The organism is Pseudomonas fluorescens, from assembly GCF_001708445.1.
Classification (GTDB): Bacteria; Pseudomonadota; Gammaproteobacteria; order Pseudomonadales; family Pseudomonadaceae; genus Aquipseudomonas; species Aquipseudomonas gorinensis.
Map to the genome: position 1 here is coordinate 4,273,346 of NZ_CP015637.1, position 14,215 is coordinate 4,287,560.

At 63.4% G+C, this 14,215-nt stretch carries 14 protein-coding genes; 7 read left to right on the forward strand and 7 right to left on the reverse strand.

From position 1 onward, the window contains the following. The first annotated feature begins 63 nt into the window (after positions 1-63). The 5 genes from A7317_RS18840 to A7317_RS18860 all read left to right on the forward strand — a co-directional run bounded on the left by A7317_RS18840 (position 64) and on the right by A7317_RS18860 (position 5,909). Positions 64-399, forward strand: coding sequence for an ArsR/SmtB family transcription factor (locus A7317_RS18840; protein WP_024076332.1), 336 nt, complete (start codon positions 64-66; stop codon positions 397-399). A 172-nt stretch (positions 400-571) separates the two neighbouring features. Next, the gene (locus A7317_RS18845; protein WP_069076572.1) at positions 572-1,384 is read left to right on the forward strand and encodes a sulfite exporter TauE/SafE family protein; all 813 of its coding nucleotides are present in this window, start codon (positions 572-574) and stop codon (positions 1,382-1,384) included. Positions 1,385-1,541: 157 nt separating this feature from the next. Beyond that, complete coding sequence (locus A7317_RS18850; protein ID WP_069076573.1) at positions 1,542-2,717, forward strand: porin; 1,176 nt, start codon at positions 1,542-1,544, stop codon at positions 2,715-2,717. Positions 2,718-2,857: 140 nt separating this feature from the next. After that, positions 2,858-4,015: a nitric oxide-sensing protein NosP gene (nosP, locus tag A7317_RS18855; RefSeq protein WP_069076574.1), complete on the forward strand. Its 1,158-nt coding sequence runs from the start codon at positions 2,858-2,860 to the stop codon at positions 4,013-4,015. Further along, the gene (locus A7317_RS18860) at positions 3,945-5,909 is read left to right on the forward strand and encodes a PAS domain-containing hybrid sensor histidine kinase/response regulator (protein WP_024076327.1); all 1,965 of its coding nucleotides are present in this window, start codon (positions 3,945-3,947) and stop codon (positions 5,907-5,909) included. The genes nosP and A7317_RS18860 overlap by 71 nt, the downstream gene beginning before the upstream one ends. 145 nt (positions 5,910-6,054) lie before the next feature. Here A7317_RS18860 and A7317_RS18865 read toward each other — a convergent pair whose 3' ends face one another. The 6 genes from A7317_RS18865 to A7317_RS18890 form a co-directional block, all read right to left on the reverse strand. Beyond that, entirely contained in the window at positions 6,055-6,720 is a 666-nt protein-coding gene (locus tag A7317_RS18865) for a response regulator transcription factor (protein WP_024076326.1), read from the reverse strand. 24 nt (positions 6,721-6,744) lie between these two features. Beyond that, complete coding sequence (locus A7317_RS18870) at positions 6,745-7,284, reverse strand: PQQ-dependent catabolism-associated CXXCW motif protein (RefSeq protein WP_024076325.1); 540 nt, start codon at positions 7,282-7,284, stop codon at positions 6,745-6,747. Positions 7,285-7,392: 108 nt separating this feature from the next. Next, positions 7,393-8,184, reverse strand: coding sequence for an ABC transporter permease (locus A7317_RS18875; RefSeq protein WP_021492851.1), 792 nt, complete (start codon positions 8,182-8,184; stop codon positions 7,393-7,395). Next, the gene (locus A7317_RS18880) at positions 8,181-8,921 is read right to left on the reverse strand and encodes an ABC transporter ATP-binding protein (RefSeq protein ID WP_024076324.1); all 741 of its coding nucleotides are present in this window, start codon (positions 8,919-8,921) and stop codon (positions 8,181-8,183) included. The genes A7317_RS18875 and A7317_RS18880 overlap by 4 nt, the downstream gene beginning before the upstream one ends. Next, a complete protein-coding gene (locus A7317_RS18885; protein WP_024076323.1) occupies positions 8,918-9,877 on the reverse strand; it encodes a YVTN family beta-propeller repeat protein in 960 nt (319 codons plus the stop codon). Before A7317_RS18885 ends, A7317_RS18880 begins: the two co-directional genes overlap by 4 nt. Positions 9,878-9,911: 34 nt before the next feature. After that, positions 9,912-11,096: an ABC transporter substrate-binding protein gene (locus tag A7317_RS18890; RefSeq protein ID WP_069076575.1), complete on the reverse strand. Its 1,185-nt coding sequence runs from the start codon at positions 11,094-11,096 to the stop codon at positions 9,912-9,914. 279 nt (positions 11,097-11,375) lie between these two features. Here A7317_RS18890 and A7317_RS18895 point away from each other — a divergent pair, with 279 nt between their 5' ends. Together A7317_RS18895 and A7317_RS18900 are read left to right on the forward strand one after the other, a co-directional pair. After that, the gene (locus A7317_RS18895; RefSeq protein ID WP_069076576.1) at positions 11,376-12,638 is read left to right on the forward strand and encodes a histidine kinase; all 1,263 of its coding nucleotides are present in this window, start codon (positions 11,376-11,378) and stop codon (positions 12,636-12,638) included. After that, positions 12,635-13,261, forward strand: coding sequence for a response regulator transcription factor (locus A7317_RS18900; RefSeq protein WP_024076319.1), 627 nt, complete (start codon positions 12,635-12,637; stop codon positions 13,259-13,261). Before A7317_RS18895 ends, A7317_RS18900 begins: the two co-directional genes overlap by 4 nt. A gap of 136 nt (positions 13,262-13,397) precedes the next feature. Here A7317_RS18900 and A7317_RS18905 read toward each other — a convergent pair whose 3' ends face one another. Then, positions 13,398-14,045, reverse strand: coding sequence for a pentapeptide repeat-containing protein (locus tag A7317_RS18905; RefSeq protein WP_024076318.1), 648 nt, complete (start codon positions 14,043-14,045; stop codon positions 13,398-13,400). Between the last annotated feature and the right edge of the window lie 170 nt (positions 14,046-14,215).

A 14,215-nucleotide genomic window follows, 5' to 3' on the forward strand; every position in this document is an offset into this window, starting at 1 on the left:
TACAATCAGTTTACATTTACACATAATGTTTTGAGCTTAAGTGAGAGAAAGGACCCGCGGCAAATGGAATCTACTCTGAGTGAAGGCGAAGTCGCCCAGTTGCGCGCGTCGGCGTCCAAGGCGTGTTCCTTGCTCAAGGCCCTGGCCAACGAGGATCGCTTGTTGATCCTGTGCCAGTTGACCCAGGGGGAGCGCAATGTCGGCGAGCTGGAAACCATGACCGGTGTGCGCCAGCCCACGCTGTCACAACAGTTGGGCATCCTGCGCGACGAAGGGCTGGTGTCGACCCGCCGCGAAGGTAAATACATCTTCTACGGCCTGGCCAGCCACGAAGTGATCCAAGTGATGAAGACCTTGTCCGGTCTTTACTGCGGCGCGGTCATGAAAAGCTGGGCGTGAGGCCATACGGCAGCGACCCTTGTGTGCATGACGATAAGAAAGGCGATCGACCATGAATGACCAACACTGGGGACCGACCATCAGTGGCGATATCGTTGTCACCGGCGGTTCGGCAGGCATTGGCCTGCTCAAGGGCCGTGAGTGGCAGACCCGTCTGACCAAGGTGGATTGAATGCTGCTGGCCAGTCTTTTGGGGATGTTGATGGGCCTGGTCATGGGCCTGACCGGTGCCGGTGGTGGCATCCTCGGGGTGCCGGCGTTGGTACTGGGCCTGGGGTTGAGCATGACCCAGGCCGCGCCGGTGTCGTTGCTTGCCGTGGGCGCGGCGGCGGCGGTCGGGGCGATCGATGGGTTGCGCCACGGCCTGGTCCGTTATCGCGCCGCGTTGTTGATCGCCTTGCTCGGTGCGCTGTTTTCACCCTTGGGCGTATTTCTCGCCCACCAAATGCCCGAGCCACTGCTGATGGGCCTGTTCAGTGCGCTGATGGTGCTGGTGGCCTGGCGCATGCTGCAGCGCGAAAAGGTCGAGACCGGGCCGAGTGACCATGGCGCCGCGTCCTGGGGCCAGAAAAACTGCATGCTCGACCAGCAGACCGGGCGCCTGGCCTGGACCGCCAAATGCAGCGCGACCTTGGCCGCGTTGGGCGCGGTGACCGGTGCCGTGTCGGGCCTGCTTGGGGTCGGCGGTGGCTTTCTGATCGTGCCGGCGTTCAAGCAACTGACCGATGTGCAGATGCGTGGCATCGTCGCCACCTCGTTGATGGTGATCAGCCTGATCTCGTTGATCGGTGTGGCGGGCGCCATGCAGGCCGGTGTGAGCATCGAAGCGGTGGGCTGGGTGTTTATCGGCGCGAGCATCGTCGGCATGCTCATCGGCCGGCGCCTGTGTGCGCATAGCCCTGCGCGCACCTTGCAAGTGGGGTTCGCCAGCCTGTGTGTCCTGGTGGCCCTCGGCATGTTGGTCAAGGCCGGTCTTACGTCCTAAGTGCCGGGCCTGTCTCCGGGCCCGTCTTACGCCCCATTTGCCGGGCTCCCCCGGCCCGCCCAAAGCACCCTCAAATCACGGCCAAGGCAGCGTAGGCCGGGGCCTGGCATCTTTCGATAATCGCCTCCGACATCACGTCCCTGTTGCGGAGCGCACCATGCATAACAATAAGAACCTCCCCCTGCGTCTGTTACCTGCTTTTATTCTCAGCCTCGGGCTCAGCCCGTTCGCCGATGCGGAAATCATGCTGTATGACAAAGACGACACGACCTTTTCCACCGATGGCTACATCAACGCCTTCTACGTCAACAGCAAGGTGGACCGCGCCGGAGACCAATACGATCGGCGCCAGGCGCGGGTGAAGATGGGCTTCTTGCCCAACTACCTGGGCTTCAACATGAGCAAGCAGGCTGACGACCTCAAGCTCGGCGCCCGCGCATCGTTCTGGGTGACCATCAACGACAGCGAAACCAATGGCACCGACACCGCCATCGACGTGCGCCAGTTCTACGGCACCGTGGCCAACCCGGAGTGGGGCGAGGTGCTGATCGGCAAGGATTTCGGCCTGTTCGCGCGCTCCAATATCCTGCTCGATGAGCTGCTCGCGGGCTACGGTCAGGTCAGCGACAGCCTCGGCCTGGTGGATGGCGGCGGGGTGTCGTTCGGCAATATCGGCAGCGGTTACCCGTACCCGTTCCCCACCTCGCAGATCACCTACCGCACCCCGGTGATGGATGGCCTACGCATTGCCGTGGGCATCCTCGACCCGGTGGATACCAACGACAGCAGCCCCCAAGGCAAGGCCTACCAGAAGAACCCGCGCACCGAGAGCGAGGTCACCTACCAGTTCGACCTCGGCGGGGCGAAAATCTACAGCTGGCTCAACGGCAGCTACCAGACCTCCGACAACACCGACTCGACCGTGGCGTCCGTCACCTCCAAGGGCCTGGGCTATGGCGTGCAGGCGAAAATGGGCGGCCTGTCCTTGACCGGCTCGGGCTTCCAGGCCAAGGGCATCAACCCGTTCTTCACCAACAATGCCGGCGAGGCGACCCTGCGTAATGTCGACAGCAACGGCTACCTGCTCCAGGGCTCGTACAAGCTGGGCAAGAACCGCCTGGCGTTGTCCTATGGCAAGACCCAGGACGACGGCAACGGCGTGGTGGGCAGCGGCGCGGATTATGAGACCCGGGGCATTGCACTGTTCCACGACGTGAATGCCAACCTGAAGCTGGTGGCCGAGTACAACCAGTTCCAGATCAAGGGGCATGACACCCGCGCGCAGAATGAAGACACCGATACCTTCGCCGTCGGAGCCGTGCTCACCTGGTAACCCCTGCACTGCAATCCAACTGGAGGGGCGGTGCGATACCGTGAAACTTCATCCCATCGCATCCCCCCACCCAGTACCCAAGTAGCATAGGTCCCGCCCCCCGCCCTTCGTACACTCATGCCTCAGAGGGGGAACCAACGATGCACAACAGTGAAGGCGTAGTCAGTGCCATGTCCCAGGCGATCGATGCCAGGCAGGCCGCCGAGGAATTGGCCGAGCAACTGCTGCATCCATACCTGGGCTTCGTGCTGTTTTTCTGCTCAGCCTCCTACGATCTACAGGCCCTGGGCCAGGCCCTGCAACAGTGCTTCGGCAGCGTACGGGTGGTGGGCTGTACCAGTGCCGGCGAGATCACGCCTGAAGGCTATGGCCGTAATTGCGTCACGGCAATGGGCTTTAACCACGCGCACTTTTCCATCGCCACCGAATTGATCGACCAGGTGGAACACTTCAGCCTGATCGACGCCCAGCAGATGGTCGAACGTCTCGTGGGCGGCTGTCGCAGCAACACCCTGGCGCCGATCAAGGGCAATACCTTCGCCCTGACCTTGCTCGATGGTTTGTCCAGTCGTGAAGAAATGGTGCTCGCCGCCCTCAGTGCCGCGCTTGGCGACATTCCGCACTTCGGCGGTTCGGCCGGTGACGACAACTTCCTCACCCACACTCACGTGTACTTCAACGGCGCCTTCCACAGCGGTGCGGCGGTGGTGGTGCTGGTCAATACCTGGTTGGATTTCGAGGTCTTCACCACTCACCACATTCTGCCGCGCAGCGAAAAGCTGGTGGTGACCGGCGCCGACAGCCCGTCGCGCCGGGTCTTTGAACTCAACGCCGAACCCGCCGCCGAAGAATACGCGCGGCATATCGGCGTGGCCGTGGCTGACCTTGACCACCGTATCTTCGCCGCCCACCCGCTGGCGGTGCGTATCCATGACCAGTACTACGTGCGGGCGATCCAGCAGGTGCATGACGACCTGAGCCTGAGTTTCTACTGTGCGGTGGAAAACGGCATCGTGCTCACCGTGATGAAGCCGGGGCCGATCCTGCCGAACCTGGAAAACCTGTTCGACGGCCTGCAATCGCGTCTTGGCGACTTGCTGCTGACCATTGGTTGCGACTGCTTCCTGCGGCGCCTGGAGCTGGAAGACAGCGACAACCTCGAACAAATCGGCTGCTTTCTGCGTGACCATCGGGTGATGGGGTTCAACACCTACGGAGAACAGTTCAATGGCATGCATATCAACCAAACCTTCACCGGCGTCGCCATTGCCCGAGGTCGAGCTCCTGGATCGCACTGAACTGTTGGCCGAGGTGGCGCGACTGCGCCAGGACAACCACAAGCTGGCGCGGATCAATGCGGCGTTGATCGAGCGTATCGAGTCCGGCGTGACCCAGGGCAATGACCCGTACACCACCTTCCAGCATTCGGTGGTGCTGGCCGAACAAGTGCGCGAGCGCACCGACGCACTCAACCAGGCGATGGCCGAACTGCGCGCCAGCAACCATTTGTTGATCAACGCCCGGCTGCGCGCCGAAACGCTGCGGCGGGAACAGGCCGCCGCGCAAAAAGCCCAGGAAAGCGAGCGCTGGATTCGCCTGATCACCGACCATGTGCCGGCCCTGATCGGCTACCTGAATGCCGACCTGGTGTATGAGTTCACCAACAAAGTCTACGAAGAATGGTACTGCTGGCCACGGGGCATGATGCTCGGGCAGAGCCTGCGCGAAGTGCACAGTGAACAGCACTGCCAGCGCCTGGATGCGTATGTCGCTCGCGCGCTGGCGGGGGAGAGCGTGACCTTCGAATTCGCCGAAACCAATATCAAGAACCAGGAGCGCTACATGCTGCGCTCCTACGTGCCCAACCGCCTGGCCAATGGCGAAGTGGTGGGGATTTTCGTGCTGATCCGCGACATCACCGAACGCCGCCGCACCGCCGAAGCCTTGCATCAGGCTTACCTGCATCTGGAGCAGCGCGTCGCCCAGCGCACCTCGGAGCTGACCTCGCTCAACGACCAACTGCTGCGCGAGATCGACGAGCGCCGCCGGGTGGAGTCACGCCTGCGTGAAGCCAAGCTGGAGGCGGAACAGGCCAACCTGTCGAAAACCAAATTCCTCGCCGCCGTCAGCCACGACCTGCTGCAACCGCTGAACGCCGCGCGGCTGTTCACCGGTGCCTTGCTCGAACGCCGCGAGCCCCAGGCCAATGAAACCCTGGTGCGCAACGTGAGCAATTCCCTGGAAGACGTGGAAAACCTGCTGGGTACCCTGGTGGATATCTCCAAGCTGGACGCCGGGGTGATCAAGGCCGATATCGCCCCCTTTGCCTTGAGCGAGTTGCTCGACAACCTGGCTGTGGAATACACCGAACTGGCCCGCAGCGAAGGTTTGGCGTTGCACTTTATCGGCTGTTCGGCGCTGGTGCGCAGCGATATCCAGCTGCTTGCGCGTATCCTGCGCAACCTGTTGAGCAATGCGATTCGCTACACCTATCAGGGGCGCATCGTGCTCGGTTGCCGGCGTCAGCACCAGCGTTTGTCGATCCAGGTGTGGGACAGCGGCATGGGCATTGCCGAGGAGCGCCTGGAGGAGATTTTCCAGGAGTTCAAGCGCGGTGATGTGCAGCGGCGCGATCAGGACCGCGGGTTGGGCCTGGGGCTGGCGATCGTGGAGAAGATCGCCGGGATACTCGGCCATCGCATCACCGTCAAATCATGGCCGGGCAAGGGCTCGATGTTCTCGGTGGAGGTGCCGTTAAGCGCCACTGCTCCGCGTTCATTGCCCATGCCGGCGATGACCGAGCCGATGCTCGAACGCCTGCAAGGCGCGCGGGTGTGGGTGCTGGATAACGACGCAGCCATTTGCGCGGGCATGCGCACCTTGCTCGAAGGCTGGGGGTGCAGCGTGATCACCGCACTGTCGGAGCAGGACCTGGCGCGCCAGGTGGACAACTACCATGCCGAGGCGGACCTGTTGATCGCCGACTACCACCTGGACGATGAGCAGAACGGTGTCGACGCCGTGGCACGCATCAACGCCCGGCGCGCCAGCCCGATCCCGGCGATGATGATCACCGCCAACTACAACAACGAGCTGAAGCTACAGATCCGCGAACTGGGGCACACCTTGATGCATAAGCCAGTGCGGCCGATGAAGCTCAAGACTGCCATGAGCCACCTGCTCGGCAAGTGAACCCCGAAACCCCATCAAATGCAGATCAACCTGTGGGAGGGGGCTTGCCCCCGATAGCGGTGTGTCAGTCAACTTTTATGTCACTGACCCACTGCCATCGGGGGCAAGCCCCCTCCCACCTTTGATTGGTGTTGTGTCAGGAAACTCAGCGGCGCAGGTACGAGCCGAAATCTATATCTCCGGCACTGAGTATCGCCTGCACCCGGTTGTGCACATTCAATTTACGCAGGATCGCCGACACGTGGGCCTTCACGGTGGTCTCGGCAATTTCCAGGGTGTAGGCAATCTGTTTGTTCGACTCACCCTTGGTCATGCGTTCCAGGACCAGCAACTGCTTGCGGGTCAATGCCTGCAGTAGTTCGGGGGCGAAGCCGGGGTTTTCGTTGAGGCGGCGGTGGGTACCGGTTTTCTGGGTGCGGATGATGTCCGGCGGCAGGTACACGTTGCCGTTGAGAATCTGCTGGATCGCCTCGGTCATCTGCTGGCGTGGCGAGGACTTGGTGATAAAACCAACGGCACCGTAGGTGATGGCTTGCAGCACGATCTGCTTGTCCTGCTCGGCCGACACGATCACCACCGGAATGGTCGGCGACTCGTTGCGCAGGTTGATCAGGCCATTGAGGCCGTGCATGCCGGGCATGTTCAGGTCGAGCAGGATCAGGTCCAGGTCGTCGTGTTCCTGGGTCAGCGCCAGGGCACTGTCCAGGTCGGCGGTCTCCATCACTTCGCTGCCGGGGAAACCGTCGCTGATGACGTTATGGATCGCTTCGCGAAACAGCGGGTGATCATCGGCAATCAGGATTTTGTACATGGCCGTTCACCTTTCTTATTGTGGTTATTCAAATGGCTCGGGTTGCGCAACCGACACCGGCAGCTTCGCCGCTTCCCAGGCATCCAGGCCATCGCGATACCAGTACACAGAGGTATAGCCCAGGTTGGCGGCACGTTTTACCGCGTTCCAACTCAACCAGCAATCGGAGCGGCAATAGAAGACCAGCGGTCGTGTCGGGTCGCCGCCGCTGTAGGTGTACAGGTGGCGCACGAAGTAGCTTTGCCATTCCGGCGTGAGGTCGCCATCGCCGGTATTGGCCAGCCAGTGGCTGCCGGGCAGGTTGGCGTGAGGCTGGTCTTCGATGAAGCGACCTTGCAGCCATTGACGGCGATACACGTCGATCAGAACCGGTGCCGGGGTCTGCGCCAGCAGGGCTTGCAGGGCCGGGGTGTCGATGATCGTGGCGCCCGGCAAGTGATCGGGCGTGGGGCTGCGGTACAGGCTGATGCGGTAGCCGTCGGCGGAAAACAGTGGGGTGTCGGCATGCGCGTAAGCGATGAACAGACACAGCAGTGCCAACAGAGGCAGTCGGGCAGGCAGCATGGCGGGGCAATCCTTATCGTTATGCGGCCATTACACGTGAGTCCCGAGCCCTTGGGAATGCGACGATAGACAGGAAAACCAGTACTAAAGTAGTAGTTTTTGCCAGCCTCAGCCCTTTTTGCGCAACGCCGCATGCTGAGGGTTGAAGGTCAGTACCGCCAACACCGCGAACAGCACGGTCAAGCCCAGGCACACCGCCAGGGCCAGGCCGGCGAAGCGTTCATACAGGGCAAAGCGCACCAGCTCCACGGCGTGGGTAAACGGGTTGATCGCGCACAACCAGTACAGCCATTCACTGGAGTCGCGCATCTTCCACAGCGGGTACAGCGCCGATGACAGGAAAAACAGCGGGAAGATCACGAAATTCATCACCCCGGCAAAGTTTTCCAACTGACGAATGGCATTCGACAGCAGCAGGCCCAGGGCACTCAGCATCAAGGCCACCAGCAGCAAGGCGGGCAGGGCGATCAGCAGCCCCATGGCCGGCGGTTGCACACCGTATACCCAGGCAATCGCCAGGAACCCGTACACCTGCAACAGCGAAATCAACGCAGTGGCGAGCAGCTTGCTGCACAGCAAAAATGTGCGCGGCAGCGGGCTGGTCAGCAGCACGCGCATGCTGCCCATCTCGCGGTCGTAGACCATCGACAACGAACCCTGCATGCCGTTGAACAGCAGGATCATGCAGGCCAGCCCCGGGATGATGTAGACCTCGTAGGGGATGTAAGTGTCGTAGGGTTCGATCACCGAAATGCCCAGCGCAGCGCGGAACCCGGCGGCAAACACCAGCAGCCACAACAGCGGGCGCACCAGGGCGCTGAGAAACCGGGTGCGCTGCAACACAAAGCGCAGCCACTCGCGCAGCACGATGCCGCGCAAGCATTGCCAGTAAGCGTTCATGCCACGGCTCCTGTGGGGGCGGGGCGGGTCAGGCGCGCGAACACGCTGCCCAGGTCGCCGCCCTGGGCCTGGATCAACGCATCGACTTGCCCGCTGGCCACCAAGCGGCCCTGGTGCAGAATCATCAGCGCATCGTCGGGCTGCACTTCATCGAGCAGGTGGGTGGTCCACAGCACGCTGATGCCTTGCTCCAGGCACAGCCTGCGCACGTGCTGGTTCAGGGCCAGGCGGCTGGCGGGGTCGAGGCCGACACTGGCTTCATCCAACAGCAGCAAGCGGGGTTCGTGCAGCAACGCCCGGGCGATTTCGACGCGGCGCCGGTGACCGCCGTTGAGTTCGCGGACTTTTTCGCGGCGCCGTTCCGTCAGGGCCTGGCGCGCCAGCTCGGCGGCAACGCGCAGGTCGGTCTGGCGCCGCGATAAGCCGTGCAGCGCGGCGTGGTAGCGCAGGTTCTGCTCCACGCTCAAATCCAGGTCCAAGGTGCTTTGCTGGAACACCACCCCCAGTTGCGTGAGTGCTGCGCGTGGCGCATCGCGCAGGGAGTGGCCGCCCACGCGGATATCGCCGCTTTGCAAGTCGTACAACCGCGTGAGCAGCGCGATTAGGGTGGATTTGCCCGCGCCATTGGGCCCCAGCAACGCGGCAAACCCTCCGGGCGCCAGGCTGAAACTCACCTCGTGCAGGGCCTGGCGTGCGCCATAGGCGAAGCTCAGGTCGCGCACCTCCAGGGCGTTCATGGCGTCACCACCACGCCCCACGGATAACGTCCGACCTTGACCGATTTGATCACCTTGAGGCTGTCCACATCGATCACCGATACATCGCCGCTCACGCCATTGGTGGCCAGCAACTGTTTTTCATCCGGGGTGAATGCCATCTGCCAGACGCGGCGGCCCACCAGCAGGTAGTCGAGGATTTCGAAGGTCTTGGCATCGATCACCGCCACATGGTTGGCCGGGCCGAGGGCGACAAAGCCGTACTTGCCGTCGGCGCTGAGCTTGATCCCGACCGGCTGCACCTTGTCCGGGTGCACGCCCTTGATCTTGAAGGTCAGGGTCTTGAGGATCGTGCGGCTGGCCACGTCGAGGATGGTCACGGTGCCGCCGATTTCCGCCGAAGCCCACAACTGCGAGCCATCGTGGTTGAACTCGACGAAGCGCGGGCGCTGGTCCACCAGGGTGCTGTCGGCCAGGGTCTGGGTACTGGTGTCGATCCAATGCAGCATGTTCGTGGTTTCGCTGGTGTTCACCGCCCACTTGCCGTCCGGGCTCACGGCCATGCCTTCAGGTTCCACGCCGACGTTGATCTGGCCGAGCACCTTGGAGGTCTCGGTGTCGATCACCGTCACCAGCGCATCGTCTTCGTTGGACACGTACAACCAGCGGTTATTGGGGTGCAAGGCGAACTGCTCGGGGTCTTTGCCGGAGGGCAGTTCCTTGATGATCTTGCGCGTCGCCACGTCCATCACCTGTACCCGGTCCGAGTCGCTGGCGCAGATGTACAGCAACGTGTTGTCGTGGGACAGCAACAAGCCCCTTGGGCGCTGGCCGACCTTGAGGGTGTCGGTGACTTGCAGGGTCTGCATGTCGATCAGGCTCAGGCTGTTGTCTTTCTCGTTGGAGACCCAGGCGGTGCTGGCCATGGCGTGCCCGGCGGCAAGCAGCAGGGCGCATGAGAGCAGGGTGCGGCGCATGGCGGATTCCTTATTATTGTGAGTAGGGGAGCGATCAGGGGAAGCGGCAGGTCACCTCGGGCTTGTCGTAGCCCAGGCTGTCCATTTCGTTGAAGGGGTGCAGGAAACCGTCCTGGGGCGAGGTGCTGACCAGGGCGCGGGGCTGCACGATCGGGATCGGTTGGCGCAACTCGCCGTTCCACGGGCGGTAGCTGAGCTTGCGGCCCTTGAAACCGTCCAGTGGCAATTGTTCGCTGATCTCCAGTTGGCGGATGGCCATGGGCTCGACCTGGCGCAACTTGTTGACCGCACTGGCGACGCTGCGCACGGCCATCCAGGCGGCGAAGTCGCGGTCGTTCATCCAGCGCCCGGCCAGGGCCTCGAAGCGTTTTTGCAATTGCGCGGCGCCGTAGGTCTCGACGGTTTTGTGCCAGCCGGTGGGCGTCAGGCCCTGAGTGCCGGCGACGGGGCGCGGGTACCAGGTCTGGTAGGGCACGTACTCGCCGAAGTCGCCGCGCTCATCGGCCACCAGTACCACGTCGTATTCGGCGGTCTGGGTGAACAGCGGCATATCCGCCTGGGCACTGCGGCGTTGGTCGTTATCGAAACGCCAGGCTTTTTCCGCCACCAGCTGCACGCCGAAACGCTTGGCAGCGCGGCGCAGGGCGGCGGCGTAGGCTTGGTCATCCTCGGTGGGGCCGACGATCAGCAGCGCCTTTTGCCATTTGCGCACCACCATGTACTGCGCCAGGGCATCGGCGAGCATGGCCCGGCTCGGCAGGGTGTGCAGCACGTTACCCAGGCAGTCGGTGCTGCGCAGGCTGTCATCCGGGCTGCCTGCGTTGAATAGCAGGCTGTCGGGCAGTGCCGCGCTGAGTTGGCGCAGGCTGGCGGCGGGGGCGTTGACCACGAACAGGCGCAGGCCCTGGGCGTGCTGGGCCTGGGCGGCGGCGAGCAGGGCCTCGGGGGTGTCCACCGTAGCGCTGGTCAGGCTGTAGCGCTGGTTGAGAAAGGCGCCGGTGCTGTTGCTGTCGATGATCGCCAGCTCGGCGCCGCGTTGCCCGGCATCGCTCGGCTCGGGGATCACATTCGACAGCAGCGGCCCCGGATCCGGCCGGTAGCCCAGGTAGCCGATCTGTACCGCCAGCGGCGCCTCGGCGGCCTGGCTGGCGCTGGCCACCCCGGCGGCGCAAGCGATCGCCAGCAGGTACAGCACGGCGTAGGGGGCGAGCTGGCGCATAAGGCACTCCATGACAGGTAGCGCCAGCATAGGAATCCTTGGGGGCGCTGCAAATATGCAGAAAGTACCGCTGGGGCAGTACCAAGGTAGTAGCCCCGCGCGCGTGGCGCGGTCTTAGCATGGGGCATCCGCGTCGCGCTCACTCGGGAGATGAACGCTCATGCACATCCTCAAGGTCCTGCTCCTACCGTTCCTGCTGATCGTCAGCCTGATCGGCGTCGACAAGCTGCACGCACCACGCCCGGCGTCGAGCGTGCCCGCCAGCGTGGCGCGCTAGGCATGTCGGCGCTGTGGCGCATCAACCTGTGGGTGTGCGGCTTTTTCGCCCTGGTCACCTGCGCCTGCACTGGCCTGTTGATGCACCAGGCCTTGGCGGATGTGGAGCGCGAGCTGCAATCGGCCGAAGCGGTGGTGCACTACCTCAGCGAAACCGCCGAGCGCGACCCCGCCAGCCTGCAGCCACACCTCACCGCCAGCCTGCGTCATGTGCGCGTGCATTGGCTGGGGCCTGGCGAAACCTTGCAGGCACCGGCGGCAGACGGCCTGGATGCCTGGCTCGGCCGCCTGCTGTTTGCCCAGGCGCGGCGCAGTCCCCAGGTACTGGACTTGCCGGACGGCCGGCGCGTGTCGATCGCGGTCGACCCACGGGATGAAATCGACGAAGTCTGGGACTCTCTGCAACAACTGTTGGGCCTGTGCGCGTTGGCGCTGGCCTTGAGCCTGTTGACCATCCGTTGGGCGGTGCGCCGTGGCATGGGCGTGCTCGATGAGTTGCTGCGGGCCCTGCAGCAGGTGTGCGCCGGCCAGCTCAATGTCCGTCTGCACAGCGCGGGGTCGCCGGAAGCGCGGCAACTGGCGCTGCATTTCAACCGCATGACCCACGCCCTGGAGCAGGCGCGCACCGACAACACCCAACTGACCCAGACCCTGATGGCGGTGCAGGAGCAGGAGCGCAATCACCTGGCCCAGACCCTGCACGATGACCTGGGCCAATACCTGGCCGGCATTCGCGCCCAGGCCTGCCTGTTACGCCTGGTCACCGACCAGCCACCATTGCTGGCGCGCACGGTGGCGCAACTGGAAGATCACTGCGACCACTTGCAGCAAGGTTTCCGCGCGCTGGTCCACGACCTGTACCCGGTGGCCCTGCAACACCTGCCGATGGCCGAGGCTTTTTCGATGCTGGTCACGCAGTGGCAGGCCAGCCATGGCATCGATTGCCGGCTACGGGTCAGCACCGATTTGCCGGCATTGTCCGGAGCGAGCAAGACCCACCTCTACCGCCTGCTCCAGGAGGCCCTGACCAATGTCGTGCGGCATGCCGACGCCAGCCATGTCTGCGTGCGCCTGCACCATCGCGGTTCGCGCCTGCGCCTGTGGGTGCGCGACAACGGGCGCGGTGCATACACGCCGCAGCGCCCGGGTGTCGGCCTGTATTCGATGGCCGAACGCGCGCGCTGCCTGGGCGGCGAACTGAAAATCCTCAGCCATCCCGGCGCCGGTTGGGCGCTGGCGTTGAACATGCCATTGGAGGCTTCATGAATATTCTGTTGGTGGATGACCACGCGGTGGTGCGCCAGGGCTATGCCAGCCTGTTGCGGGCGCTGCTGCCGGCCATTGAGGTGCGCGAGGCGGCCAGTGGTGAAGAAGCCCTCAGCCGCGTGCAGGAAGCGGTGCCGAACCTGGTGATCATGGATTTCGGCCTGCCCGGTATCAGTGGTCTGGAAACCACGCGCCGCCTGCGCCAGCGCCTGCCGCAGTTGCGCGTGCTGTTCTTCAGCATGCACGACGAATTACCACTGGTGCGCCAGGCCCTGGAGGCGGGTGCCTCAGGCTACCTGACCAAAAGCTCGGCGCCCGAGGTGTTGATCGAAGCGGTGCGGCGCATCCTCGACGGCCACGCCTATATCGAACAGGCCCTGGCCACCGAGCTGGCCTACACCCCCAGCGATCAACGCCTGCAGGGCATGACCCCGCGCGAGCTGGAGATTTTCCTGATGCTGGCCAAGGGCACGCCTACCCGGGCGATTGCCGACCAGCTGAATATCAGCAGCAAGACCGTGTCCAACCACCTGACCTTGCTCAAGAGCAAGTTGCAGGTCAGTTCCCATGCCGAACTGGTGCATCTGGGGATCGACATGGGCGTGGTGCGCGTAGCGGGCTGACAGTTTTCTCTCTGTTTTACACCCTTCAAATGTGGGAGGGGGCTTGCCCCCGATATCGGTGCTTCAGTCACTCAGGCATTGACTGATCCACCGCCATCGGGGGCAAGCCCCCTCCCACATTTTGAATCGTGGTGGTCTAGCGATTCCAGGTGGTAGGACAGTCTTTGCAGCCTTCCATATTGGCATCCTGAAAGTTCGCATAGTGCTGGCGACTGCCGGTGAGCGTGGCCTGTTCCAGGTTGCTTTCGCCGAACTTGGCTTCCTGTAGATTCGCATCGCTCAGGTCCGCTCCTTGCAGGTCGGCCTTGCTCAGCCAGGTCATTTCCAGGTCGGCGGCACGCAGGTTGGCCTTGTGCATTTTTGCCCCCGACAGCCGTGCGAATTGCAGGTAGGCCGCGCTGAGGTTGGCGTTTTCGAACTGTGCGCCCTGGGCAAACAGACCCCAACCCTGGATCGCCATCAGCGTCGCGCCGGTGAAGTCGGCCAGGCGCAGGTTGCTTTGCTGCAAGCTGGCGCGGGTCAGGTTGGCGCCCTGCAACCGGGCTTTTTCCAGGTTGGCCAGGTCGAGGTTGGCATGGCGCAAATCGGCGTCGCGCAGGTCGGCACCGGCCAGGTTCATTCTGCTCAGGTCCTGGTTGCTGAGGTTGGCGCCCTTGAGGTTGGCGCCGGGGCATTGGCTGTGTTCGGCGATCGTACAGCCGTTGACGACCAGTGGGGCGTCGTCGCCGTCGTCGGCGTGCGCCAGGGGCAGGGAGAGCAGGAGTAACAAGGGCAGGTAGTTCATCGTGCAACCTCTAGGGATCCTGTGGGGAGCGGGTTTACTGTGGCAAGCGGGCTTACTGTGGCGAGCGGGCTTGCCCCGCGTTCGGCTGCGCAGCAGTCGTAGAGCCTGAGCGCACGGTGCTGCTGGAGAAATGCCGGGGCCGCTTCGCAGCCCAACGCGGGGCAAGCCCG

Coding starts and splice junctions, on each gene's coding strand:
- A7317_RS18900 (WP_024076319.1), top strand. CDS start 12,635: ATGAATATTCTGTTGGTGGATGACCACGCGGTGGTGCGCCAGGGCTAT.
- A7317_RS18885 (WP_024076323.1), bottom strand. CDS start 9,877: ATGCGCCGCACCCTGCTCTCATGCGCCCTGCTGCTTGCCGCCGGGCAC.
- A7317_RS18875 (WP_021492851.1), bottom strand. CDS start 8,184: ATGAACGCTTACTGGCAATGCTTGCGCGGCATCGTGCTGCGCGAGTGG.
- A7317_RS18870 (WP_024076325.1), bottom strand. CDS start 7,284: ATGCTGCCTGCCCGACTGCCTCTGTTGGCACTGCTGTGTCTGTTCATC.
- A7317_RS18880 (WP_024076324.1), bottom strand. CDS start 8,921: ATGAACGCCCTGGAGGTGCGCGACCTGAGCTTCGCCTATGGCGCACGC.
- A7317_RS18845 (WP_069076572.1), top strand. CDS start 572: ATGCTGCTGGCCAGTCTTTTGGGGATGTTGATGGGCCTGGTCATGGGC.
- A7317_RS18850 (WP_069076573.1), top strand. CDS start 1,542: ATGCATAACAATAAGAACCTCCCCCTGCGTCTGTTACCTGCTTTTATT.
- A7317_RS18905 (WP_024076318.1), bottom strand. CDS start 14,045: ATGAACTACCTGCCCTTGTTACTCCTGCTCTCCCTGCCCCTGGCGCAC.
- A7317_RS18860 (WP_024076327.1), top strand. CDS start 3,945: ATGGCATGCATATCAACCAAACCTTCACCGGCGTCGCCATTGCCCGAG.
- A7317_RS18840 (WP_024076332.1), top strand. CDS start 64: ATGGAATCTACTCTGAGTGAAGGCGAAGTCGCCCAGTTGCGCGCGTCG.
- A7317_RS18895 (WP_069076576.1), top strand. CDS start 11,376: ATGTCGGCGCTGTGGCGCATCAACCTGTGGGTGTGCGGCTTTTTCGCC.
- A7317_RS18890 (WP_069076575.1), bottom strand. CDS start 11,096: ATGCGCCAGCTCGCCCCCTACGCCGTGCTGTACCTGCTGGCGATCGCT.
- A7317_RS18865 (WP_024076326.1), bottom strand. CDS start 6,720: ATGTACAAAATCCTGATTGCCGATGATCACCCGCTGTTTCGCGAAGCG.
- nosP (WP_069076574.1), top strand. CDS start 2,858: ATGCACAACAGTGAAGGCGTAGTCAGTGCCATGTCCCAGGCGATCGAT.